The sequence below is a fragment of the Nocardioides agri genome (genome assembly GCF_013778305.1).
GTDB lineage: Bacteria > Actinomycetota > Actinomycetes > Propionibacteriales > Nocardioidaceae > Nocardioides > Nocardioides agri.
Map to the genome: position 1 here is coordinate 3,235,580 of NZ_JACEIC010000002.1, position 24,113 is coordinate 3,259,692.

Consider the following 24,113-nt stretch of genomic DNA (forward strand, 5'->3'; position numbering starts at 1 on the left):
TGCCGACGCTGGGGTCAGGTGCGCGGGTGGTCAGCGGCCCTCGAAGACCGGCTTCTCCTTGGCGACGAACGCGGCCACCGCGGCCTGGTGGTCCGCGGTGGCGCCGGTCTTGGTCATCATCGCGCTCTCGAACGCCAGGGCCTCCTCGAAGGAGTGGCCGGCGGCGTACGCGACCGACTGGCGCATCGCGCCCAGCGCGACGGTCGGGCCGGCGGCCAGTCGCGCGGCGAGCGCGCCGACCTCGGCCGCGAGCTCGCCGGCCGGCACCACCTTGGTGGCCAGCCCCAGGTCCAGGGCCTCCGCGGCCGAGATGGTGCTCGGGAAGTAGAGCAGCTCGAGGGCCTTCGCGCGGCCGACGAGGCGCTGGAGGGTGTAGCTGGCGCCGGTGTCGCAGGAGAGCGCGACGTTGGCGAAGGCGAGGTTGAAGCCGGCGGTGTCGGCGACGACGCGCACGTCGCACGCGAAAGCGAGGCTGGCGCCGGCGCCCGCAGCCACCCCGTTGACCGCCGCGATGACCGGCTTGGCCATCCCGGCGAGCGCGGTCACCGTCGGGTTGTAGTGCTTGTCGACGGTCGTGAACAGCACGTCGCTGCCGCCGTTGTGGAGCAGCTCGACGTGCTCCTTGAGGTCCTGGCCGGTGCAGAAGGCCTTGCCGGTGCCGGTCAGCACCACGCACCGCACCGCCGGGTCGTCGGCCACCTGCTGCACGACCTCGAGCAGCAGCTCCTTGGTCGCGACGTCGAGGCTGTTGTAGGCGTCGGGGCGGTTCAGCGTGATGGTGCCGACGCCGTCGGCCACCTCGAGCAGCACAGAGTCAGTCATGCCCGCAGTCTGTCAGGCACCCAGGCAGCGCGCGACGAAGCGGTCAGTGCCGGGCTTGAGCCGGGTCGCCGTCGAGGCGAAGAGGGTGGCCGCCTCGCGCCCCGGCCAGTCCGGGGGGAGCAGCGCGTCCGGCAGCCCGGGGTCGGTGAAGAGGAACTTGCGCCACTCGTGGACGAGGTGGAAGCGGGCGGCGAACGCCGCCTCGTCGGCGTCGTCGTGCGCGGACAGGTGGTGCTGGACCAGGTCGTCGGCGATGCCCAGCCAGTCCTCGTAGCCGGCGCGCAGGCCGTCGAGGTCCCAGGCCCCCGTCGGCGGGCTGCTGAAGCGGTCGGCGCGCGCGGTCCGGGCGCGGGCACCGCTGCGGTCGAGCACCGACTCGAGCTCGGCGCGGGGGAAGGGGCTCACCCACACGTTGTCGGCGAGCTCGGCGTAGCCGACGAACGCCAGGTCGGCTCGGAGCCGGGTGCGGTCGGCGCGGGCGGCCGGGGGCTCGACGAACACGACCTGCCAGTGGCCGTCCCAGTCGGGCAGGTCGCGGCGGTAGACCCGGTTGGCGGTCTCGTCGAGACGCCGGTTGGCGCGCGTGGTGGTGCGGTAGCCGCGGCCGCCCTGCAGGTGGACCGGCTCCAGCCAGCCCTGCGAGACCATCCGCGAGATCGCGGTGCGCACCGCCGGGGCGGCGATGCCGACGGGGGAGAGCATCCGGACCACGGCGGCGACCGGGGCCTCGCTGCCGCGGGTGCGCAGGTGGTCGCCGTAGACGTCGAAGAGCGCCGAGCGGGCCTGCATGCGCAGAGTCTGCCACCCGGCGCCCGCGGTGGCAGGACGGTGGCCGCGATCCCCCTGTGCTCCACGTCACCGCCCGATAGGGGATAATGGTCCACGCGTACGGCGCGGCGGGCTCGCTCGGAGGCTCGGCTCGCGCCCTGACAACCGAAGGAAGGTGCGCGGATGGCGGCGATGAAGCCGCGGACGGGCGATGGTCCGCTGGAGGTCACCAAGGAAGGACGGGGCATCGTGATGCGGGTCCCGCTCGAGGGTGGTGGCCGTCTCGTTGTCGAGCTGAACGCCGAGGAGGCCGGCGCTCTGGGTGATGCCCTCAAGGATGTCGTCGGCTGACCCCGTGTCGTCGACCCCGAGCCTCACGCTTCCGAGCCAGGTCGTACCCCCCGAGTTCGCGCTGAGCACCTCCGTGCCGGCGGCCGTCCTCGGGGTCGACGTCGTGGCGCTGCCCGTCCTGCCCGGGCCGGACGACGGGTCGCCGCTGCTCGGCCCGGGGGCGGCGGAGATCGCCGACCTCACCGGGATCGACCTGCTCGGGGTGCTCGAGTCCACCCGGGCGACCGGCGCCACCGGCGAGGTCACGACGATCCCGGTGCCGCTGGGCACGCCGGACCAGCCCGACCTGGCGTCCGTGCTGCTCGTCGGCGTCGGGGCGCAGCGCCCCGCGGACTTCCGGCGCGCCGGAGCTGCGGTGGGTCGCGCCTGCCGCGGCCGGTCGACGCTGGCGACCTCGGTGCCCGCCCTGGGCCCGGACGACGCGCTGGAGCCGTTCGTGGCCGGCCTGACCCTCGGCTCGTTCGGGTTCCACTGGCGCTCGACCGCGCCCGAGCACCCGCCGGTGACACGGGTCGTCCTCGCGGAGGTCCCCACCGAGCACGGCGCCGCACTCGCGCGTGCGGTCGCGATCGGCGGCGCCGCCTGGCACGCCCGGATGCTCTCCACCGTGCCCGCCAACCTCAAGACGCCGTCCTGGCTGGCCGCCCAGGCCGAGACGCTCGCTGCCGAGCACGGCCTGACGTGCACCGTGTGGGACGAGGAGCGGCTGGCCGCCGAGGGCTTCGGCGGCATCGTGGCCGTCGGCCAGGCGTCGGCCCATCCGCCGCGCCTGGTCCGCCTCGACTACACGCCGCGCCGGGCGAACCGGCGTACGCCGACCGTGGCGCTGGTCGGCAAGGGCATCACGTTCGACACCGGCGGTCTCTCGATCAAGCCCGGCGAGGCGATGGTCAACATGAAGCGCGACATGACCGGCGGCGCCGTCGTGCTCGCCACCATGGCAGCGCTCGCGGCCGTCGACTGCCCGGTCCGGGTCGTCGGGCTGGTCGCCGCGGCCGAGAACGCGATCAGCGGCAACGCCCTGCGCCCCGGCGACGTCGTGCGCCACCACGGGGGTCGCACCACCGAGGTCACCAACACCGACGCGGAGGGCCGCCTGGTGCTCGCCGACGCGCTCGACTACGCCGTCGCCGAGACCGACCCGAAGGCCGTCGTCGACGTGGCGACGCTCACCGGCGCGATGAAGGTGGCGCTCGGCCAGCAGGTCGGCGGCCTCTTCGCCAACGACGACGCGCTGGCGGGCGCGCTCGCCGACGCCGGCGAGCAGGCGGGTGAGCCGCTGTGGCGGTTCCCGCTGGCCGACGTCTACGAGGGCAAGCTGACCTCGTCCATCGCCGACGCCGACAACGCGCCCGGCGGACCCGGCGCCATCGTCGCCGCGCTCTTCCTGCAGCACTTCGTCGGCGGCCGGCCGTGGGCGCACCTCGACATCGCGTCGGTCGGCGACGCGCCGGAGGACAGCCACGAGTGGACCGCAGGTCCGACCGGCTTCGGCGCCCGAGCCCTGCTCACCTGGCTCGGCTCCGAGGACCCGCTCGCCGGCATCGGGAGCTGAGGCGCCTCAGTCGGCGTCGGGGCTCCACTCCTTCTTCGCGACGAGCAGCCCGTCGCCGACCGGGAGCAGCATCGGGACCAGCCCCTCGTGCGCGGCGACCTCGCGGCCGAGGTCGCGGATCGCGACCGTGTCCTCGTCGCGCTGCGCGGGGTCGGCGACCCGGTCGTGCCACAGCGCGTTGTCGAACGCCACGACGCCGCCCGGACGCAGCAGCCGCAGCGCCTCGGCGAGGTAGGCGGCGTACTCCCGCTTGTCGCCGTCGCAGAAGACCAGGTCGTAGTGGCCGTCGGTGAGCCGGGGGAGCACGTCGAGCGCGGCCCCGGAGATCGTGCGGGCGCGCTGGGTCGCGATGCCGGCCTCGGTGAACGACTGCCGCGCGAGCCGCTGGTGCTCGGCCTCGATGTCGACGGTGGTCAGCACGCCGTCGCCGCGCATGCCGCGCAGCAGCCACAGCCCGGAGACGCCCGTGCCGGTGCCGATCTCGACGACCGCCCGGGCCTCGAGCACGGAGGCCAGGAACCGGAGCGCGGCGCCGACGCCGGAGCCGATCGCCGTCACGCCGACCTCCTCGGCGCGACCGCGGGCGGCGGCCAGGACGTCGTCCTCGGCCACGAACTGCTCGGCGTAGGTCCAGCTCGCAGGCTTGACGGGCTCAGGCTTCACGCGGTCAACCTACCGCCAACCGCGGGCCTCGGTCGGGAACACAGGCGGCCGGTCGCTCGTTCAACCGACTGTGAGACCGAGCCCACCTGGGGCGGTCTCACAGGCTTCTCTCAGCCAACTTCACTACGTTCCGGAAGGACGGATCCCGTTGTCCCGCGTCGAGGAGGTTCCGATGGACCACACCGAGACCCCGGCCGCCCACGCCACCGAGGTCGCGGACGTCGCGTGGGAGCAGCCGACGTGGGAGTCGATCGTCGAGGAGCACTCCGACCGGGTCTTCCGCCTCGCCTACCGGCTGACCGGCAACCGTCCCGACGCCGAGGACCTCACCCAGGAGGTCTTCGTCCGGGTCTTCCGGTCGCTCGCGACCTACAGCCCGGGCACGTTCGAGGGCTGGCTGCACCGGATCACCACCAACCTCTTCCTCGACCAGGCCCGCCGCAAGCAGCGGATCCGGTTCGACGCGCTCTCCGACGACCGCGCCGAGCGGCTGACCAGCAGCGCGCCCACGCCGGACACGGCGTACGCCGACCGCACGTTCGACGACGACGTCGAGCGTGCCCTGGCCACGCTGCCGCCGGACTTCCGCGCCGCCGTCGTGCTCTGTGACGTCGAGGGCCTCAGCTACGAGGAGATCGCCGAGATCCTCGGCGCGAAGCTCGGCACGGTGCGCTCCCGGATCCACCGCGGTCGCAGCATGCTGCGGTCCGCGCTCGCGCACCGTGCGCCGCGTGCGGGCCGGGCCCGCTACGGCGGCGCGCTGCGCCCCGCTCGGGGAGGCGCGTCGTGATCAGCCCGGCCGGCCACCTGGGCAACCGGGTCAGCGCGCTCCTCGACGGCCAGCTCACCGCCGAGGAGACCGAGCGTGCGTGGGCGCACGTGCACGGCTGCCACGCCTGCCGCGACCTGGTCGAGCGCGAGGGCTGGATCAAGACCCGCCTCCAGGGCGTCAGCCTCGACTCGGGGCCGGCGTCCGACCGGCTCAAGGGCTGCCTGCTCGGGGCGCTGCCGGCGCCCCTCGACCCGCACGCGATCTCCGCGGAGCGGGACCACCGCCGCCGCCAGCTCGGCATGGTCGCCCTCGGAGGCGGTGCCGTGGGTGCTGCCGTGATGGGCGTCGTCGCACTCGGCTTCGCGACCGCCGACGGTCCGGTCGTCGAGCGGCGGGCGCCCGCCTCGATCAGCCAGACGCCGGGGCCGCGCGCGCCGGTGCCGGTCGACCCGATGGGCCTGCGCTCCGGCCCGGGCGTCCTGCGACACGTGCGCTGACGTCCGCGCGCGGCGGTTGCGAGACCGCCCCGGGAGGAGTGGGTCACCGGTGACGGGACATGATGAGAGCGTGACCAACGACGACGTCGAGCCGACCAGGCCGCTGCCGTTCGCGCCGCCGCCCGGCCCGGCTCCCTCGTGGGTGCCGCCGACGACCCAGGCGCCGCCGTACGCCTGGAGCGTCCCGGGCCAGCAGCAGCCGCCGCCGCCGGCGTCCCCGGCCCGCCACGCGGTGCCGCGCGGCCGGGTGCCTGCCTGGGTGTGGCCGGTCGTCTGCCTGCTCGCGCTCGTCGTGGGCGTGCTCGGTGGGCTGGTCGGCGGGGTCGCCTACGAGCGCCTCGACGACGCGGACGGCACCGTCGCCGGCGGGCTCGCCGACGTCGACACCGTCTCCGAGCCCCCGCTACCGGCCGACAACGGCTCGATCGCCTCGGTCGCCCACCAGATGCTCCCCAGCACCGTCCAGGTGGTCGCGTCCTACGAGGGCGAGGAGGGCGGCGCGACCGGGTCCGGCTTCGTCCTGGACCGGCAGGGCCACATCGTCACCAACAACCACGTGGTCGCGGACGCGGCCGAGGACGAGGGTCCGATCGAGATCGTCGACCGCGAGGGCAACCACTACGACGCGACGATCGTCGGCCGCAGCCCGGTCTACGACCTCGCGGTGCTGCACGTGCCCGAGGCGACGGGCCTGACGCCGGCGGCGCTCGGCTCCTCGCAGCAGCTCGTGGTCGGCGAGGGCGTCGTCGCGATCGGGTCCCCGCTCGGCCTGAGCTCGACGGTCACCGCCGGCATCGTCAGCGCGCTCCACCGTCCCGTCACGACCGGCGACTCGGCCAACGAGTCCTCCTACATCAACGCGGTGCAGACCGACGCCGCCATCAACCCCGGCAACTCCGGCGGCCCGCTGGTCAACCTGCGTGCCCAGGTCGTCGGCGTGAACTCCGCGATCGCAACCACCGGCGGCTCGATCGGCGGCGAGTCCGGCAACATCGGCGTCGGGTTCGCGATCCCGATCGAGCAGGTGAAGGTCACCGCCGACCAGATCCTGCGCACCGGTGAGGCGCGCTACCCCGTGATCGGCGCGAAGGTGCGCACGGGAGACTCCGACGGCTCCGGCGCCGAGATCGACTCGGTCGTGGCCGACACGCCGGCCGACGACGGCGGCCTCGAGAAGGGCGACGTCATCACCGAGGTCGACGGCGACCGCGTGACCGACGGCATCGCGCTGATCGTCGCGATCCGGGCGCACCAGCCCGGCGAGGAGGTCGCGTTCACCGTGGTCCGCGACGGCAAGGAGCGGACGGTGACCCTCACGCTCGACGGTGAGGTGGGCTGAGCGGCCTGGCTGGCTGCTGCCGTCGCAGTTTCATCAAGGGATGAGGTCGGACCTGCGCCTCCCTCGGCGAACTCGGCCAGGGAAGCGCGGCTTCGCCATCATCCCTTGATGAAACGCCGCCACGCCGCCCGCCGCGACGCCGCGCGCCGGCCCGAAGCGCCCCGCTACTCGGGCTGCTCCACGTCGACGAACGGGTGCTCGTCGACGAAGGTCCGGGTCTCCGCGTACATGCGCTGGATGAACTCCTCGAGCTGGTCGGACTCGACCCGCCACTGACCCCGGCCACCGATCTTGATCGCGGGCAGGTCGCCACGGCGCACGAGGGCGTAGACCTGCGCGCTGGAGGTGTTGAGCACCTCGGCGACATCGGCCAGGGTGAGGAAGCGGGGCGTCGCGGCCATGCGGTCATCGTCGCACCTCCCGACCCCGCTCCCCAGCGCGGCGCGCGTGCCTGTGGACGACCGGGTTTCGGTCCGGCGCGCGGGGGCGATCATGTCGGCGTGAGTCTCGGGATCAGGCACGACGAGGCCGCAGCCGGACGTCGGGCCGGGGGTGCGGACCCCGCCGCCGTGCCGCCCGCCGTGCGCTCCCGGCCGCCCGGCTGGCGCGACCCCCGGCTCTGGATCGGGCTGCTGATCGTCGCGGTGTCCGTGGTCGGCGGGTCCCGGCTCCTGGCCGCCGCCGACGACACCGTCGCCGTGTGGGCCGTGAGCGAGGACCGGGGTCCGGGCTCCGCGCTGACCGAGGCGGACCTCGTCGTACGCCGGGTGCGGTTCGCCGACGAGGGCGACCTCGCCGCCTACTACCCGGCCGGCGCGACGCTGCCGGCCGACCTGCGCCTGGCCCGGGCGGTGGGCGCCGGCGAGCTGCTGCCGCGCAGCGCGGTCGGCACCGCCGAGCAGCAGGCCGGGCTCGTCGAGCTGCCGGTCGCCGTCGAGGCCGAGCAGGTGCCCCCGTCGGTGACGACCGGCTCGACCGTCGACGTCTACCTCGCCGGCAAGCCGGTGCTGCGCGAGGCGAGCGTGGTCGACGCGCCGTCGGCCGAGTCCGGGTTCGGCACGACCGGCGGGCGCCGCCAGCTGGTGCTGAGCGTGCCGGAGGAGGCCGCGGCGGCGTACTTCGAGGCGGTGGCGGCCGTCGACGCGCCGGTCCTGACGGTCGTGGGCCGGAGCTGAGCCGTGCCGGACCGCGTCGTCGTCCTCATCGTCGCCTCCGGCGCGGCGTGGGAGCCCGAGGCGCTTCGGCTCCTGACCGACGACCACCGGATCGTGCTGCTCAAGCGGTGCGTCGACATCGACGAGCTGCTGGCGGCCGCGACCGCGGGCCAGGCGGACGCTGCGGTCGTCGGCATCGACGCCCCCGGCCTCGACCGCAGCGCGGTCGACCACCTGCGCGCCCACGGCGTCCGCGCCGTGGCGGTGGCCTCCGGCGGCGCGACCCTCGACGGCGGGCGACTGCGGGCCGGCCGGATCGGCATCCCAGCCGTCGTGACCGACGACCGCCTCGACACCCTCACCGACGAGCTCTGCTCGTCGAGCGGCCCGCCCACCGTCGTACGCCGGCCGGACGCGCCCGCCCCGGACGGCCCGCCGGGCGTCGCCGGTCCGCGTCCGGTCCCCGGCCGCGTGGTGACCGTCTGGGGGTCCGCCGGTGGGGGCCGGAGCACCGTCGCCTGCGCGATCGCGGCCGAGATCGCACGGCGCCGACGTCGCGCGGTCCTGGTCGACGCCGACCCGTGCGGCGGCAGCGTGGCGCAGATGCTCGGCGTCCTCGACGAGGTGTCCGGCCTGCTGGCCGCGGTGCGGCTCGACGGGGCCGGGCAGCTCGCCGAGCGGCTCGGGTCCGTGCAGCGCGGGCTCGACCAGCACCTCTCCGTGGTCACCGGGCTGCCGCGGCCCGACCGGTGGACCGAGGTGCGCAGCGGCTCCGTCGCCCACCTGCTCGACCTGGCCCGCGGCCAGGCCGAGGTCGTGGTCGACACCGGCGCCAGCGTCGAGGAGAGCCCGGTGCCCGACCTCGGTGGCCGGCCCGGGCGGCACCAGACGACCGTCGAGGCGCTCGACGGCGCCGACGAGATCGTCGTGGTCGGCGCCGCCGACCCCGTGGGGCTGTCCCGGCTGGCGCGCTGCCTCGTCGACCTGCGCGACCGCTGGCACACCACGCCGGCACGGATCGTGGTCAACCGGATGCGCCCTTCGCTGGGGTGGAGCGAGCGGGAGATCGTCGCGATGGTCTCGGGGTTCGCGCGGCCCGCCGCGATCCACTTCCTCCCCGACGACCAGGTCGCCGTCGACCGCGCGCTGGTCGCCGGCCGCTCGCTCGTCGAGACGGGCGAGTCCGACCTCACGCGCGCGGTCGCCCGCCTGGTCGACGACCTCGTGCCCGCCGTCAGGTGAGACGGGGGTCCCGGATCACTCAGGGCGGGACCGAACCTGCCGAAAGTCCTACGTGTGGGAACTCGATGACCTGGAGCCGGCAGCCGCCGAGATGGAGTCGCGGCTGCTCTCCCCGAGCGGGCGGCGTACGCCGTCGGTCTCGGCGACCCTGACGTCGGTCGTCCCCGCACTCCTGACCCGCATGTCGCGCACCGAGCTCGGCATCCTCGGCTCGATGCGCGGACCCGTCAGCCCGACCGTGCTGCCCGCCGGGGCGCCACCGGACGTGCTGGTCTCCCAGATCCGCGTGCGCGCCGCCCTGGTGCAGTTCTACCGCGAGCTCCACTCCGGCCTGGACCGGGAGCAGCGCGGTGGCGTCGACGCGCTCTGCGACATCGCGACCGTGCTGCACCTCGACCGGTGGCTCTCGCCGAGCGTCGTCGCCGAGACGCTGCGGCCGCTGCGCGCGCTCGTCGGACCGGAGTCCGAGCTCGGCTTCGGACCGCGGTGCGACGAGGTGCTCGACGTCCTGCAGGGCGTCGCCGACCTCACCGGCAGCGCGGATCGGGTCGACGCGGTCGCCGACGCGTGGGGCGGCCGGCCCGCGGAGCACTGGGACGGCATCGCCGCATCCCTCCTCGCCACCGCAGACGTGACCGGCCGCCACATCGCGCTGCGCATGGTCACCCGCATCACGACGGTGCCGAGCACGACCGTGCGCAACAGCCCGGTCTTCCGGGCGATCCGCCTCCGGGCGGCGGCGGTCATCCTCGCCGACGTCGCCGAGGAGGACCTGGTGCGCGTCGCCAGCGAGCCGTGGCTCGCCGGGATCTCCGCCGGGCCGGCGGCCTACTGACTCCCGCGTCCGGCTAGGACGAGAACAGCAGGTAGAGCCCGCCGACGGTGAAGGCGACCATCGCGAGCAGCAGCGGCAGCTGGCCGGTGAGCTGGTGCCGCGGCGGCAGGATCTTGATGGCCCGGTCGTGGGCCGCGATCACGCCGAGCACGTGGCCCGCGACCACGGCGAGCACCTTGACGTTGGCGAGCAGCGTCGGGTGGTAGCCCAGCCAGTAGTTGACCTCCCAGTTGCCGGTGCCCAGCAGGTTGCTGCCGTTGCTCAAGGGGTCACTGAGCTGGATCAGCGTCAGCTGCCCGACCTCGACGAAGTAGCGGAGGTAGTGCGCGACGACGTAGCCGACCACGATCGGCACGACGGAGTGGGCGAAGAGGTTCGGCAGCTCGCGGCGGCGCAGGTCGTCGCCGAGGCCGGTGAGCATCGTGCCGGCGGCGAAGATGGCGCCGACGCCGAGGCAGAAGGCGAGCAGGGCGAGGTTGTTGGCGAGATAGCTGCTGAGGTCCTCCCCCTGGACGAACTTGATCCAGGTGGCCGAGTCCTTGAACGAGTCGAACCCCGTGCTGCCGAACAGGACCGCGACGACCGCCACCAGCCCGGGCCGCACCGGCGTGGCGTCCAGGTTGGCGAGCGGGCTGCGGACCACGAGCTGTCCGTCCCGGCGCCCCCACACCGAGAGGCGCGACACGAGCGTCGAGTAGACCTCGAAGGGGTCCGCGCGCACGTAGAAGGCGTTGCCGAAGAGCGCGCCGCCGACCAGCATGACCGCGACGTACGCCGCCACCCACAGCCGCACCGGTCCGAGCTCGGTCGAGTAGGGGTAGACGAGCTCGATCCAGACGAACGCGTAGAGGCCCAGCGCGGCGGGCCAGTGCCCGAGCCGCTCGGGATAGGTGAACAGGCCGGTGTCGGGGTCGCTGCCGGAGATCTTCGCGAACGCCAGGTTGATCGTGCGGACCGGGCTGATCGCCTTCCACACCGGGCCGAAGAGCAGGGAGAGCGGCACCAGGCCGACCCACCACCACACGTAGAACACACCGAAGACCGGGTTGATGACCAGGTCCTCGCCGAAGATGGCCGCGACCCCGACGTACAGGAAGAGCGCGAAGCCGAAGGCCCGCCACAGCACCCGCCACCAGGTCGAGTCGACGATGCCGGTCAGCCAGGCCGGTGCGGGCCGGCCGCTGGTCGCGGCGTCGTACCGCGGGGTGCGCCAGGCGACGGCGAGCACCGTGAAGGAGATGACGAGCGCGGCGGTGGCGCCGGCGATCGCGAGCTCGGGCGAGATGGGCAGGTCCTTGGCCCCGCCGATCCCGTGGGCGAGGTTGAAGCCGTCGGTCGACAACTCCAGGGCCTACTGGACCTCGAGCTGGACGATGATCTTCTCCAGCGAGTGCGACTCGACGTCGACGGTGCCGGGCTTGTCGATGCCGTCGATGGTCTGCGTGGAGTCGCCGGCCGGGTACTCGATCTCCTGCTCGGGGTCGGAGTGCACGTGGATCTCGCCACCCTCGTCGGCGGTGATCCGCAGCTCGACGTCCTGCCCGGTGCCGACCTCGATGCGGTCGCCGTTCGGCGTCACCGAGTCGCCGTCGAAGGTGACCTCGATGACCTTCGGGTCCTGGGACCCACCGTCCGAGGACGGCTTCTCCTCGTCACCGCACGCGGTGGCGAGGGTGAGCGTGGCCAGGGCTACGGCCACGGCTGCGAGCGTACGGCGCATGGGGCATCCTTCACGTCGGCGTTCTCGGCGGGCAGACGTCTGCCAGAATCCCATGACGGACCAACCGTCGGTACGAAGGGGTGGCGGATGAGCGAGCGGCTGCGACCGCGGGACCTGGCCTTGCTGGCCGAGGAGTCCCCGTCGACGCCCATGCACAACGCGACCGTCGAGATCTTCGAGCCCGGGCCCGACGGCTTCGACTACGGCCGGCTGGTCCGCCTCGTGCAGGACCGGATCGCGTTCGTGCCCCGCTACCGGCAGCGCATCCAGCCGGTGCCGGGCCGGATCGCCAACCCGGTCTGGGTCGACGACCCGAACTTCGACATCGGCTACCACGTGCGTCGGTCGGCGCTGCCGCGGCCGGGCACCCTCGACCAGCTCCGTGAGCTGGTCTCGCGGATCGTCTCCCGGCCGCTCGACCGCAACCGGCCGCTGTGGGAGATCTACGTCGTGGAGGGTCTCGACGGTGGCCGGTTCGCGCTGCTGACGAAGTCCCACCACGTGCTCGTCGACGGCGTCCACACCGTCGACATCGGCCAGGTGCTGCTCGACAAGACGCCCGAGGTCAGGCCGATGGAACCGGACGACTGGCTCGCCGCAGGGCGACCGTCGCCGTTCGCGCTCGTGGCCGACGCCGTCCGCGACTCCGTCACGACGACCGACACCGTCGTCGACACCGTCCGCGCCGGCACCGGCGCAGTGCTCCGGGGCGCCTCCGCGAGCCTGCGCGCGACCGGCCACGTGCTGGACGCGCTCGCCAACCGCACGCCGCACGCCGACTCGCCGATCATCGGCCCGCTCTCGCAGCAGCGGCGCGTGGTGACCGTGCGCACCGAGCTCGCCGCCCACCGCAAGGTCCGGGAGGCGCACGGCGGCTCCATCAATGACGTCGTCCTCGCCACCGTCACCGGCGCACTGCGGGCGTGGCTGATGTCGCGGGGCGAGTCGATGCGCCGCATCCGGCAGGTGCGTGCGCTGGTCCCGGTCTCGGTGCTGGACGACGAGCTCGAGCCGACGTCGCTCGGCAGCCAGATCACCGCCCACTTCGTCGACCTCCCGGTCTGGGAGTCCAGCCCGGTGGTGCGGCTGCACCAGGTGTCCTACTCCTTCGTCGCCCACAAGGAGACCGGCCGCGGCATCCCGGCCTCGCGGCTCGCCGGCATGTCCGGCTTCGCCCCGGCCACGTTCCACGCGCTCGGTGCCCGGGTGGCGGGCGCGGAGCGCCGCGGCGGCTACCAGCTGTGCGTCACCAACGTGCCCGGCCCGCAGACGCCGCTGTACGCCGCCGGCGCCCGGATGGTCGCCACCTACCCCGTGCCGCCGCTCTACGAGCAGCGCCCGCTCGCGATCGGCGTGACGTCGTACGACGGTGGGGTGTTCTACGGCATCAACGCCGACCGCGACCTGCTGCCGGACGCCGACCTGCTCGGGCCGTGCCTGACCGAGGCGCTCGACGAGCTCCTCGACTCGGCATCCGGGGGACGGACGCGCGCACCGCGCGGTCGCCGCAAGAAGAAGACGGACCAGCCGTGACCCGCGCCTACCTCCCGCTGACCCTCGCCGCGCTCGCCGACGCGGAGTCGACCGGCGAGGTGGTCGTCACCGACGACGTCGTCCTCGCGCCCGACGACTCCGAGGAGCAGGAGTACGCCGCGCTGATGACCGCCGCCGACGCCTCGGCGGAGCTGGTGGCCGGCCCCGGCCGGCGCGTGGTGCTGGTCGTCGACGTCGCCCAGGAGCCGGCGGTGGGGGACCGGGTGCCGCGCGCCCGGTGGGCGGCCGTGCACGCCGACGTCGAGGACCGGCCGGTGGACGCCGACCCCGACGACGACCTGGGCTGGTTCGGCGTGCAGGAGATCCCGCACCTCCTCTAGGTCGTCAGGACGACCAGTCGCTGCGTGGCACGCGTCATCGCGACGTACCGGTCGACGGCGGTCAACCTCTCGGGGTCCACGAGCACGACGAGGTCGAACTCCAGTCCCTTGGCGAGCTCCGGCGTCAGCGACCGCACCCGTGCGGTGTCCGGCAGCTCGGGTGCACCGATCACGCAGGCCGTGCCCTCGGCGTGCTCGGCCAGCCAGGCCTCCAGGACGTGGTGGAGCTCGGCGGTGGCTCCGTGCGCGACGGGGATCCCGCTGCTGCGGACCGAGGTCGGGACGTTGGCGTCCGGGACCGCCGCCCGGATCACCGGCTCGGCCTCGGCCATCACCTCGGCCGGCGTGCGGTAGTTGATCGTCAGCGTCATCTGGGTCACCCGCCCCAGGCCCACCCGCGCCAGCCGCTCCGCCCAGGACTCGGTGAAGCCGTGCCGCGCCTGCGCGCGATCGCCGACGATCGTCAGGCTGCGCGACGGACAGCGGCTGAGCACCATCTGCCACTCGGCGTCGGTGAGCTCCTGCGCCTCGTCGACCACCACGTGGGCGAACGGCCCCGCAAGGAGGTCGGGGTCGGCCGCCGGCACCGCGGACTCGTCGACCAGCGCGTGCTGGAGGTCGGCGACGCGCAGCATCGACATGACCTTCATCTCGGTGTCGTCGGTGGCGACGAGGTGGTCGACGACCCGGTCCATCTCCTCGGCCGCGGCGGCCAGCGCCGCCTCGCGCCGGCGCCTCCGGCGGGACGCCTGCGGGTCACCGAGCCGCTGCCGGGCGGCGTCGAGCAGTGGCAGGTCGGACGTCGTCCAGGCGTGCGGGTCGCCGCGCTGGAGGGTCCGGACCTCGTCGGGGGTGAGCCACGGCGCGCACCGGCGCAGGTAGGCCGGGACCGACCACAGGTCGCCGACCAGGTCCTCGGGATCGACGACCGTCCAGGCGCGGTCGAAGGCGTCGACGAGCTCCTCGTTGCGAGCGAGCGCCCGGCGGAGCTGGTCGACCGGCACGTCCTCGTCGTCGACCTTGTCGGTGAGGATCGTGAGCAGGGCGTCCCACACGTCGTCGCGCGCGACGTTGTGCGGCACCCCCGGGGCGGCCGCCTCGAACGCCTCGGTCCAGTCGTCGGGGCTCAGCCACACGTCGGCGTACGGCGTCTCGACCTCCATGCCGTCGGTCGGCCGCTCCTCGTAGAGCCGGACGGCCGGCTCGACCGCGGCGACCAGCCGCGCGTCGGCCTTGAGCCGGGCCACCGCCGGGTCCGTCTCGTCGGGGAAGCCGGTGCCGCCGGGCACCAGGTCGCGCAGCGTGCACGTGCGCACGCCCTCCTCGCCGAGGCTGGGCAGGACGTCGGAGACGTAGGCGAGGTAGGGCTGGTGCGGCCCGACGAAGAGCACCCCACCGCGCCGGTGGCCCAGCCGCGGGTCGGCGTAGAGCAGGTACGCCGTGCGGTGCAGCGCCACGACGGTCTTGCCGGTGCCCGGGCCGCCGTCGACGACGAGCGCGCCCCGCGACCCGGCCCGGATGATCGCGTCCTGGTCGGCCTGGATGGTGCCGAGCACGTCGCGCATCCGTGGGGACCGGGTGCTGCCGAGGCTGGCGATGAACGCGGACTGGTCGTCGAGCGCCGCGGAGTGCGCGGCGAGCTCGTCGGTGGAGAACACCTCGTCCCAGTAGTCGCTGACGCGGCCGCCGGTCCAGCGGTAGCGGCGCCGGCTGGCCAGCCCCATCGGGTGGGCGTGGGTCGCGCCGAAGAACGGCTCGGCGGCCGGCGAGCGCCAGTCCAGCAGCAGACGCCGTCCGGCGCCGTCGCTCAGGCCGAGCCGCCCGACGTACGCCGGCTCGCCGCCCTCCGCGGGGACCATGTGGCCGAGGCAGAGGTCGAGCCCGTAGCGGCGCAGGGTGCGCAGCCGCGCGGTCAGGCGATGGACCTCCTGGTCACGGTCGAGCGCGGCCTGGCCCTCCCCGCCGGTCTCGTGGCGCACGTCGTCGAGACGCTCGGACAGGTCGGCGATCGCGCGGTCGAGCGCGTCGGCGATGGCGGCGAAGTGCCGCTCGTCGGCGGAGATCAGGGCCGGATCGGCCTTGTGGGCGAGGTCGGCGGGAAGGGCGAAGGCGGCACTGGCGTAGGGCGTCATCAGTGAGCGATTGTGAGGCTGCACAGGGGCCTTGCCGCAAGGCCCCCACTCGGCTATACCTTGGAAGTGGAGGAGCCCTGCTCCTCCTTCGTCGTTCGTGGGGGCACGCTGGTTTGAGGCCCGTGACGGCGCAGTGAGAGCATCGCAGGCATGGACGCTGTCACCACGCCTCCGGCTCCCACCAACGAGCCGAACCTGACCTACGCGCCGGGCACCCCCGAACGGGAGGCCCTGGCCGTCGAGATCGGCAAGCTCGAGAAGCGGCAGAAGAACCTGCGCGCCTACATCAACGGCCGCTGGAAGGCCGGCGGCGGTGCCGAGATCGACGTCGTGCAGCCGCACGACCACCAGCACGTGCTGGGCACGCTGAAGAACTCCACCCGGGCCGACGCGCGAGCCGCGATCAAGGCCGCCGCGGACGCCGCCCCCGAGTGGCGCGCGATGGACTTCGACGACCGCGCCGCGATCCTGCTCAAGGCCGCGGACCTCCTGGCCGGCCCCTGGCGCCAGCGCCTCAACGCCGCCACCGTGCTCGGCCAGTCGAAGACGCCGTTCCAGGCCGAGATCGACGCCGCCTGCGAGCTCATCGACTTCTGGCGCTACAACGTCCACTACGCCCGCGAGATCCTGTCGGACCAGCCGATCGCCAACAGCCCCGGCGTGTGGAACCGCACCGACCACCGCCCGCTCGAGGGCTTCGTCTACGCGATCACGCCGTTCAACTTCACCGCGATCGCCGGCAACCTGCCCACCGCCCCTGCGCTGATGGGCAACACGGTGATCTGGAAGCCGTCGCCCACCCAGCAGCTCGCCGCGTCGCTGACGATGGAGCTGCTGGAGGAGGCCGGCCTGCCGCCGGGCGTCATCAACATGCTCCCGGGCGACGGGCTCGAGGTCTCCGAGATCGCGCTTGCGCACCCGGACCTCGCCGGCATCCACTTCACCGGCTCGACGCCGACCTTCCAGCACCTGTGGCGCACGGTCGGCGAGAACATCGCGTCGTACCGCTCCTACCCGCGGATCGTGGGCGAGACCGGCGGCAAGGACTTCATCGTCGCTCACCCCTCGGCCGACCCCGACGTGGTGCGCACCGCGATGATCCGCGGTGCCTTCGAGTTCCAGGGCCAGAAGTGCTCGGCCGCGTCACGGGCGTACGTCGCCCGCTCGGTCTGGAACAGGATGAAGGACTCGCTGATCTCCGAGATCGAGTCGATCACCATCGGCGACCCGACGGACTTCTCGAACTTCATGGGTGCGGTCATCGACGACCGGGCGTTCGCCAAGCACAAGAAGGCGATCGAGCGGGCCAAGCGCCAGCGCAAGCTGGAGATCCTGGTCGGCGGCAAGACCGACGGCAAGGTCGGCTGGTTCGTGCACCCGACGGTCGTCGAGGGCGGTGACCCCACCGACGAGATGTTCACGACCGAGTACTTCGGCCCGATCCTCGCGGTGCACGTCTACGACGACGCCGACTTCGAGCGGGTCGTGCGCGGCATGGAGTCGATCGCGCCGTACGCGCTGACCGGCTCGATCATCGCCCAGGACCGGCGCGCGATCGCGTGGGCCCAGCGCGAGCTGCGGTTCGCGGCCGGCAACTTCTACATCAACGACAAGCCGACCGGCGCCGTCGTGGGGCAGCAGCCGTTCGGCGGCGGCCGCGCCTCCGGCACCAACGACAAGGCCGGTGCGGCGGTCAACCTGCTGAGGTGGACCAGCCCGCGGTCGATCAAGGAGACGTTCGTCCCGCCGACGGACTACCGCTACCCCTACCTCGGCTGAGCCGATGATCATTCCGCTGCACCTGGGTGCCCTGCACCCCGTCGAGCAGGCGCTGACGCTGGCCCTGGCGTTCGGCCCGTTCGTCGTGCTCGGCGCGGTGGTCCTGCACCGCCGCCGCCAGGACGCGGCCGAGGATCAGCGGGACAGGTAGTCGCGGGCGACCTGCTCCTCGGCCCTCAGCGCCTTGAGGAGCAGGTCGCCGATCAGCCTCTCGAGCTTGCCGCCCACCAGCGGGATGTGCACGGTGATCTCGCAGTCGACGGTCTCCGTCGTGACGCCGCCGGCCTCGGTGAGCTCGATGCTGCCCACCATCTGCCCGGGCCTGCCCGGGATGGTGACGTGCAGGTCGGCGTGGTCGGCGCTGGTCCACTCCTCGCGCTGGACGACGTTGATCCGGTTGCCCACGAACTTCCGGGCGAAGCCGGGGATGTCGTCGGCCGGCTGGACCACGTCGACGACCACCACGACCCTGTCGCCGACCTGCTCGAACGTCGCCGTCCCCTCGATCGACTTCTGCGCGACGATCACCCGGTCGCGGTACGCCGGGTCGTCGAGCATCGCCCCCACCTCGGCCAGCGACGCGTCGTAGGTCATCGTGTGGGTGAAGTGCATGCGCCCCATCATGCCGGGGTGCCGTCCGGGTCTCTGTGGGGGTGACGTAGCGCGGTTTCATCAAGGGATGACGTCGAAGCCGCGCTTCTCCCGGCGAGCTCGCCGAGGGAGGCGAGGTTCCACCCTCATCCCTTGATGAAACCGCGGCGCCACCACCCCGGCGCCGACCCACCGCCGCGAACGCCGAGGAGGACCGGTCGTACCCTCACACCATGACCGACCAGTCCGCCGCCGAGAACTTCGTCTCCTTCGGGGAGCAGGGGGCGCAGCTGACGTACGGCAGCTATCTCCGCCTGCCGGACCTGCTCGACGCGCAGCACCTCGAGTCGGACCCGCCGGCGCACGACGAGCTGCTGTTCATCACGATCCACCAGGTCTACGAGCTCTGGTTCAAGCAGCTGCTGCACGAGGTGGTCGCCGCGCGGGACGCGATGCTCGCCGGGACCGGCGGCGGGCGGCTGTGGTGGGCGCAGCACCTGCTGGCACGGGTGCACGTGATCGAGCGGGTGCTGGTCCAGCAGGTCGACGTGCTGGAGACGATGACGCCGCAGGACTTCCTCGAGTTCCGGCAGCGGCTGGCGCCCGCGAGCGGCTTCCAGTCGGTGCAGTACCGCGAGCTCGAGTTCCTCTCGGGCGCCAAGGACGCGGCGTACCTGCAGCGGTTCAAGGGCATCACCAGCGGTGAGCGGGAGCGCCTGGACGCGCGGCTCGCCGAGCCGACGCTGTGGGACGCGTTCCTCGCCGTGCTGCGGTCCTTCGGGCTCGCGGCCGAGACCGACGAGGACATCACGGCGTCGCTGCGCACGGCCGCGCACGACCGGGACCAGTACGCCGTGGTCTGGGCGCTGGCGGAGGCGCTGCTGCAGCACGACGAGCTCGCGGCGAGCTGGCGCGCACGACACGTCGTCATGGTCGAGCGGATGATCGGCGCCAAGTCCGGCACCGGCGGCTCGAGCGGCGCGACCTACCTCCGCTCCCGCGTGCCGATGCAGTACTACCCGGTGCTGTGGGAGCTGCGCAGCGAGCTGTGAGGCCGCCGTCGCCGACGGCAACACCCCGAGACGAGGGGCCGACTGGCCGGTAGCCATGTGCGGGATCTAGTGTCGGGAGCGTGTCAACGGCGACGCATGAATCGGACAAGTCCACCCTCCTCTCGAGTGCCATCGATCTGGCCCGGTCCGGCAGGGGGAGCGGGGGGCCACCGCACGACGAGGTCGACGGCCTCCTGCGCGCCTACTTCCGGCGGGTCGCGGTCGAGGACATCGCCGACCGGTCCGACCTGGACATCTACGGCGCCTTCGCCTCGCACTACCGACTCGCGACCGAGCGGCCGCAGGGCACCGCCCGGGTCCGCGTCTTCACGCCCGGTCCGAGCGACCAGGGCTGGTCGGCCGACGGGCACTCGGTCGTCGAGGTGGTCGTCGACGACATGCCCTTCCTCGTCGACTCCCTGACGATGGAGCTCTCCCGCCAGCTGCACGAGGTGCACCTGGTCATCCACCCGCTCTTCGACGTGGTCCGCGACATCACCGGCACGCTCCGCGAGGTGCGGGCGGTGGCGGTCGGCGACGCCGGGGTCGACGAGGGTGAGGGTGTCCGCGAGTCCTGGATGCACGTGGAGATCGACCGCATCCCCGAGGGCGAGGACGTCGCCGCGATCGAGGACGCCATCCAGCGGGTGCTGCGCGACGTGCGCGAGTCCGTCGAGGACTGGGGCAAGATGCACACCCAGGTCGAGCAGATCGTCGCCGAGCTCAGGAGCGACCCGCCGGCCGGCGTCGACCCGGCCGAGGTGCAGCAGGCCCGCGACCTCCTCAAGTGGCTCGCCGACGACCACTTCACCTTCCTCGGCTACCGCGAGTACCAGCTCGAGCAGCACGACGGGCACGAGCACCTCCGGGGCGTCGCCGGCACCGGCCTCGGCATCCTGCGCGCCGACCAGGACATGGCGGCGACCTCCGGCCGGCTCCCCGAGGCGGCGGCCGCGAAGGCCCGCGAGAAGACGCTGCTCGTGCTCACCAAGGCCAACTCCCGCTCGACGGTGCACCGGCCGGCCTACCTCGACTACGTCGGCGTGAAGCGCTTCGAGAACGGCGAGGTCGTCGGCGAGCGCCGGTTCCTCGGGCTCTACTCCAGCGCCGCCTACACCGAGTCCCTGACCCGGATCCCGCTGCTGCGCGAGCGTGCGGCCGCGGTGCTGAAGCGGATCGGCTTCGAGCCGATGAGCCATGACGGCAAGGCCCTCATGGACACATTGGAGACCTACCCGCGCGACGAGCTCTTCCACACCTCCGTCGACGAGCTCGCGCCGATGGCCGAGCAGGCGATGCACGCCCGGGAGCGCCGGCAGCTGCGGCTCTTCATCCGCCGCGACACCTACGGTCGCTACGTCTCCGTGCTCGTCTACCTGCCCCGGGACCGGTACAACACCGCGGTCCGCGAGAAGTTCTCCGAGATCCTCCGCGACCGGCTCGGGGGCGAGTCCGTCGAGTTCACGGTCCGGCTGACCGAGTCGACGACGGCCCGCGTGCACTTCGTCGTGCACCCGCCCAAGGGCGCGGCGATCCACGAGGTCGACACCGCGGACCTCGAGCGCCGGATGGCCGAGGCGTCCCGCTCCTGGCGCGACGACTTCACCACCGCCGTGATCTCCGGGTACGGCGAGCAGGTCGGCGCGGTGCTGGCCAGGCGCTACCACGCGTCGTTCCCGGAGGCCTACAAGGAGGACTTCTCGCCCCGGATCGCCTCCGCGGACCTCGGCCGGCTCGAGTCCGTCCACGTCGGCGACGACGGCAACGGGATCGACCTGTCCCTCTACGAGGACCTCGACGCGGGCCGCGGCGAGGCCAGGCTCAAGGTCTTCCGCATCGGGGCGCCGCTCTCGCTGTCGCAGATCCTGCCCACGCTCTCGTCGATGGGCGTGGAGGTCGTCGACGAGCGACCCTACGAGCTCGACGACCTCGACCGGCCGACCTACATCTACGAGTTCGGGCTGCGGTACGCCGGCACGCTGGCCGAGTCGTCGCGCACGCTCTTCCAGGACGCCATCCGCGCGGTCTGGGAGGGCTTCAACGAGATCGACGGCTTCAACGGCCTGGTGCTCGCCGCCGGCCTGAGCTGGCGACAGGCGACGCTGCTGCGGGCGTACGCGAAGTACATGCGCCAGGGGAACTCGCCGTTCGCGCTCGACTACATCGAGGGCGCGCTGCGCGGCAACGTCGACATCACCCGGCTGCTGGTGAAGCTGTTCGAGGCGCGCTTCGACCCGGCAGCCGAGCGCGGCCGGGAGGACGGCATCGAGCAGCGGATCCTGCGCGCGCTCGACGACGTCGCCAGCCTCGACCACGACCGGATCCTGCGGTCCTACCTCACCCTGATCCGCGCCACGCTGCGCACCAACTACTTCCAGCCGGCCGCCGACGGCGGCCCGAAGGCCTACATCTCGCTGAAGCTGGAGCCGGACGCGATCCCGGACCTCCCCGCGCCGCGGCCGAAGTACGAGATCTTCGTGTACTCGCCGCGCGTCGAGGGGTCGCACCTGCGGTTCGGCGCCGTCGCCCGCGGCGGCCTGCGCTGGTCCGACCGACGCGACGACTTCCGCACCGAGGTGCTGGGCCTGGTCAAGGCGCAGATGGTCAAGAACACCGTCATCGTGCCGGTCGGTGCGAAGGGCGCGTTCTTCTGCAAGCAGCTCCCGGACCCGAGCGACCGCGACGCGTGGCTGGCCGAGGGCGTCGCCTGCTACAAGACCTTCATCTCCGGGCTGCTCGACATCACCGACAACCTCGTCGACGGCGAGACGGTGCCGCCGCGCGACGTGGTGCGGCTCGACGGTGACGACACCTACCTCGTCGTCGCCGCCGACAAGGGCACGGCGACGTTCTCCGACATCGCCAACGGCGTGGCGAAGGACTACGGCTTCTGGCTGGGCGACGCGTTCGCGAGCGGCGGCTCGGTCGGCTACGACCACAAGGCGATGGGCATCACCGCCCGCGGTGCGTGGGTGTCGGTCCAGCGACACTTCCGGGAGCGCGGCATCGACTGCCAGACCGAGGACTTCACCTGCGTCGGCATCGGCGACATGTCCGGCGACGTCTTCGGCAACGGCCTGCTCTGCTCCGAGCACACGCTGCTGGTCGCCGCGTTCGACCACCGCGACATCTTCCTGGACCCGCACCCCGACCCGGCCACGTCGTACGCCGAGCGGAAGCGGCTCTTCGAGCTGCCGCGGTCGAGCTGGCAGGACTACGACAAGGCGCTGATCTCCGAGGGCGGTGGCGTCTACTCGCGTCAGCTGAAGCGGATCCCGCTCAACGACGCGGTCCGCGAGGCGCTCGGCATCGACGCCGGCGTCGAGGCGATGACACCGGCCGAGCTGATGAGCGCGATCCTGCGGGCGCCGGTCGACCTGCTCTGGAACGGCGGCATCGGGACCTACGTCAAGGCGTCGACCGAGACCCACGTCGACGTCGGCGACAAGGCCAACGACGGCATCCGGGTCGACGGCGGCGAGGTGCGGGCACGCTGCATCGGCGAGGGCGGCAACCTCGGCCTCACCCAGCTGGGCCGCATCGAGTACGCGCGCACCGGCGGGTCGGGCGAGGGGGGCCGCCTCAACACCGACTTCATCGACAACTCGGCGGGCGTGGACACCTCCGACCACGAGGTCAACCTCAAGATCCTCCTCGACCGGGTGGTGGCCGACGGCGACCTCACCGAGAAGCAGCGCAACAAGCTGCTCGCGGAGATGACCGACGAGGTCGCGCACCTCGTGCTGCGCGACAACTACGAGCAGAACCTCGCGCTCGCGAACGCCATCGACCATGCCCCGTCGATGCTGCACGTGCACGAGGAGTGGATCCGCCGGCTGGAGCGCGACGGGTTCCTCGACCGGGCGCTCGAGGGCCTGCCGTCGTCCCAGGAGATCGCGCGGCGCGCCGACAACGGCGAGGGGCTGTCGGCTCCGGAGCTGTCGGTGCTGCTGGCCTGGACGAAGATCGTGCTCGCCCAGGAGCTGCTGGAGTCCGACCTCCCGGACGACCCGTACCTCGACCTCGACCTGCGCGCCTACTTCCCGACAGCGGTCCGGACCGGCTTCGAGCGGCAGGTCGGCGAGCACCCGCTTCGGAGGCAGATCATCGTGACCCAGGTGGTCAACGACCTCGTCAACGGCGCGGGCATGACCTACTGGCCGCGGCTCGCGGGCGAGACCGGCGCCAGCGCCGGCGAGCTCACCCGGGCCAACTTCGTCGCCCGGGAGATCTTCGGCTCGCTCGACCTCCGCAAGACGCTGATGACCTTCGACAACAAGCTGACGGCGACGGTCCAGACCCGGATGCGCCTGGAGATGCGCACCCTCGTCGAGCGCGCCTCGCGGTGGCTGGTGACCAACCGCCGCCCACCGCTCGACAGCCAGGCGACGGTCGACCTCTTCTCCGGGCCGGTGCAGGAGACGATGGCGGCGCTGCCGGAGCTGATGAGCGGCCGCGAGCTGGCGGCGTACGCCCAGCGCAAGGAGTCGCTGGAGTCCGCGGGTGTGCCGGAGGACCTGGCGTCGCGGGTCGCCGTCCTGCCGCCCGCCTACATGCTGCTCGGCATCATCGAGGTCGCGCGGCGCGCGGACCTCGACCCGGCCACGGTCGCTCGCGTCCACTTCGCCCTCGGCGAGCGGCTCGGGCTGCCCGCTCTCGTGCAGCGCATCCTGGCGCTGCCGCGCGCCGACCGCTGGCAGACGATGGCGCGCGCGGCCCTGCGCGACGACCTGCACTCCGTGCACGCCGAGCTCACCGCCGAGGTGCTCGCCACCACGGACGCCGACGCTCCCGCGCCCGAGCGGATCGCGGCCTGGGAGCGGGCCAACCAGGTGGTCGTGCCGCGAGCCGCCGAGACCCTCGAGGAGATCTGCACCGACGAGCAGGCCGACCTGGCCCGGCTCTCCGTCGGGCTGAGGGTGGTGCGCAACCTGCTCTCCGTCGGCTGAGTCCCTCGATAGGGTCGC

22 protein-coding genes are annotated in these 24,113 nt (G+C 73.0%); 14 read left to right on the forward strand and 8 right to left on the reverse strand.

Annotated features, from left to right (window positions below; translation table 11 throughout):
• Positions 1 to 30 precede the first annotated feature (30 nt).
• Together HZF07_RS20255 and HZF07_RS20260 are read right to left on the reverse strand one after the other, a co-directional pair.
• On the reverse strand, positions 31 to 822 hold the full coding sequence (locus HZF07_RS20255) for an enoyl-CoA hydratase/isomerase family protein (RefSeq protein WP_157344099.1): 792 nt from the start codon (positions 820 to 822) through the stop codon (positions 31 to 33).
• A gap of 12 nt (positions 823 to 834) precedes the next feature.
• Positions 835 to 1,611, reverse strand: coding sequence for a PaaX family transcriptional regulator (locus tag HZF07_RS20260; RefSeq protein ID WP_157344101.1), 777 nt, complete (start codon positions 1,609 to 1,611; stop codon positions 835 to 837).
• A 162-nt stretch (positions 1,612 to 1,773) separates the two neighbouring features.
• Here HZF07_RS20260 and HZF07_RS20265 point away from each other — a divergent pair, with 162 nt between their 5' ends.
• The gene (locus HZF07_RS20265; protein WP_082574674.1) at positions 1,774 to 1,941 is read left to right on the forward strand and encodes a DUF3117 domain-containing protein; all 168 of its coding nucleotides are present in this window, start codon (positions 1,774 to 1,776) and stop codon (positions 1,939 to 1,941) included.
• Between the two features lie 4 nt (positions 1,942 to 1,945).
• Positions 1,946 to 3,496 (forward strand): leucyl aminopeptidase family protein, encoded by a 1,551-nt coding sequence (locus tag HZF07_RS20270; RefSeq protein WP_309504871.1) that lies wholly within the window; start codon positions 1,946 to 1,948, stop codon positions 3,494 to 3,496.
• 6 nt (positions 3,497 to 3,502) lie between these two features.
• Here HZF07_RS20270 and HZF07_RS20275 read toward each other — a convergent pair whose 3' ends face one another.
• The gene (locus HZF07_RS20275) at positions 3,503 to 4,159 is read right to left on the reverse strand and encodes an O-methyltransferase (RefSeq protein ID WP_181645433.1); all 657 of its coding nucleotides are present in this window, start codon (positions 4,157 to 4,159) and stop codon (positions 3,503 to 3,505) included.
• Positions 4,160 to 4,331: 172 nt separating this feature from the next.
• Between HZF07_RS20275 and sigE the strand changes: the two genes are divergently transcribed.
• The 3 genes from sigE (at position 4,332) to HZF07_RS20290 (ending at position 6,767) form a co-directional block, all read left to right on the forward strand.
• On the forward strand, positions 4,332 to 4,949 hold the full coding sequence (sigE, locus tag HZF07_RS20280) for an RNA polymerase sigma factor SigE (protein WP_157344105.1): 618 nt from the start codon (positions 4,332 to 4,334) through the stop codon (positions 4,947 to 4,949).
• Positions 4,946 to 5,428: an anti-sigma factor gene (locus HZF07_RS20285; RefSeq protein ID WP_157344107.1), complete on the forward strand. Its 483-nt coding sequence runs from the start codon at positions 4,946 to 4,948 to the stop codon at positions 5,426 to 5,428. Before sigE ends, HZF07_RS20285 begins: the two co-directional genes overlap by 4 nt.
• A 70-nt stretch (positions 5,429 to 5,498) precedes the next feature.
• A complete protein-coding gene (locus HZF07_RS20290) occupies positions 5,499 to 6,767 on the forward strand; it encodes a S1C family serine protease (protein ID WP_157344109.1) in 1,269 nt (422 codons plus the stop codon).
• Positions 6,768 to 6,931: 164 nt separating this feature from the next.
• Here the strand turns inward: HZF07_RS20290 and HZF07_RS20295 are convergent, their stop codons facing one another.
• Entirely contained in the window at positions 6,932 to 7,168 is a 237-nt protein-coding gene (locus HZF07_RS20295; RefSeq protein WP_157344111.1) for a helix-turn-helix domain-containing protein, read from the reverse strand.
• Between the two features lie 99 nt (positions 7,169 to 7,267).
• Between HZF07_RS20295 and HZF07_RS20300 the strand changes: the two genes are divergently transcribed.
• Genes HZF07_RS20300 through HZF07_RS20310 form a run of 3 tightly spaced genes read left to right on the forward strand, consistent with a single transcriptional unit; the run spans position 7,268 to position 9,998 of the window.
• Positions 7,268 to 7,942 (forward strand): hypothetical protein, encoded by a 675-nt coding sequence (locus HZF07_RS20300; RefSeq protein ID WP_157344113.1) that lies wholly within the window; start codon positions 7,268 to 7,270, stop codon positions 7,940 to 7,942.
• 3 nt (positions 7,943 to 7,945) lie between these two features.
• Positions 7,946 to 9,163 carry an AAA family ATPase gene (locus HZF07_RS20305; protein WP_157344115.1) on the forward strand — a complete coding sequence of 406 codons (1,218 nt, stop codon included), beginning with the start codon at positions 7,946 to 7,948 and terminating at the stop codon, positions 9,161 to 9,163.
• 52 nt (positions 9,164 to 9,215) lie between these two features.
• Complete coding sequence (locus HZF07_RS20310; protein ID WP_157344120.1) at positions 9,216 to 9,998, forward strand: hypothetical protein; 783 nt, start codon at positions 9,216 to 9,218, stop codon at positions 9,996 to 9,998.
• 13 nt (positions 9,999 to 10,011) lie between these two features.
• On the opposite strand, the gene HZF07_RS20315 is transcribed toward HZF07_RS20310, so the two are convergent.
• Positions 10,012 to 11,340 (reverse strand): hypothetical protein, encoded by a 1,329-nt coding sequence (locus HZF07_RS20315; protein WP_157344122.1) that lies wholly within the window; start codon positions 11,338 to 11,340, stop codon positions 10,012 to 10,014.
• 9 nt (positions 11,341 to 11,349) lie between these two features.
• Positions 11,350 to 11,718: a hypothetical protein gene (locus tag HZF07_RS20320; RefSeq protein ID WP_157344124.1), complete on the reverse strand. Its 369-nt coding sequence runs from the start codon at positions 11,716 to 11,718 to the stop codon at positions 11,350 to 11,352.
• A gap of 87 nt (positions 11,719 to 11,805) precedes the next feature.
• On the opposite strand from HZF07_RS20320, the gene HZF07_RS20325 reads away from it, so the two are divergent.
• Both HZF07_RS20325 and HZF07_RS20330 read left to right on the forward strand, forming a co-directional pair.
• Entirely contained in the window at positions 11,806 to 13,251 is a 1,446-nt protein-coding gene (locus HZF07_RS20325) for a WS/DGAT/MGAT family O-acyltransferase (protein ID WP_157344125.1), read from the forward strand.
• Complete coding sequence (locus tag HZF07_RS20330) at positions 13,248 to 13,592, forward strand: DUF6912 family protein (protein WP_181645434.1); 345 nt, start codon at positions 13,248 to 13,250, stop codon at positions 13,590 to 13,592. Before HZF07_RS20325 ends, HZF07_RS20330 begins: the two co-directional genes overlap by 4 nt.
• Here the strand turns inward: HZF07_RS20330 and helR are convergent.
• Complete coding sequence (helR, locus tag HZF07_RS20335) at positions 13,589 to 15,724, reverse strand: RNA polymerase recycling motor ATPase HelR (protein ID WP_157344127.1); 2,136 nt, start codon at positions 15,722 to 15,724, stop codon at positions 13,589 to 13,591. The two genes, HZF07_RS20330 and helR, sit on opposite strands and share 4 nt — an antisense overlap.
• Before the next feature lie 150 nt (positions 15,725 to 15,874).
• Between helR and pruA the strand changes: the two genes are divergently transcribed.
• Entirely contained in the window at positions 15,875 to 17,503 is a 1,629-nt protein-coding gene (gene pruA / locus HZF07_RS20340; protein WP_157344129.1) for an L-glutamate gamma-semialdehyde dehydrogenase, read from the forward strand.
• A 4-nt stretch (positions 17,504 to 17,507) separates the two neighbouring features.
• Entirely contained in the window at positions 17,508 to 17,654 is a 147-nt protein-coding gene (locus tag HZF07_RS20345) for a hypothetical protein (RefSeq protein WP_157344131.1), read from the forward strand.
• Here the strand turns inward: HZF07_RS20345 and HZF07_RS20350 are convergent.
• Positions 17,639 to 18,115, reverse strand: coding sequence for a DUF2505 domain-containing protein (locus HZF07_RS20350; RefSeq protein ID WP_157344133.1), 477 nt, complete (start codon positions 18,113 to 18,115; stop codon positions 17,639 to 17,641). The two genes, HZF07_RS20345 and HZF07_RS20350, sit on opposite strands and share 16 nt — an antisense overlap.
• A gap of 212 nt (positions 18,116 to 18,327) precedes the next feature.
• Here HZF07_RS20350 and HZF07_RS20355 point away from each other — a divergent pair, with 212 nt between their 5' ends.
• The gene (locus tag HZF07_RS20355) at positions 18,328 to 19,146 is read left to right on the forward strand and encodes a tryptophan 2,3-dioxygenase (RefSeq protein WP_157344135.1); all 819 of its coding nucleotides are present in this window, start codon (positions 18,328 to 18,330) and stop codon (positions 19,144 to 19,146) included.
• A gap of 80 nt (positions 19,147 to 19,226) precedes the next feature.
• A complete protein-coding gene (locus HZF07_RS20360; RefSeq protein WP_181645435.1) occupies positions 19,227 to 24,095 on the forward strand; it encodes an NAD-glutamate dehydrogenase in 4,869 nt (1,622 codons plus the stop codon).
• The last annotated feature ends 18 nt before the right edge of the window (positions 24,096 to 24,113 follow it).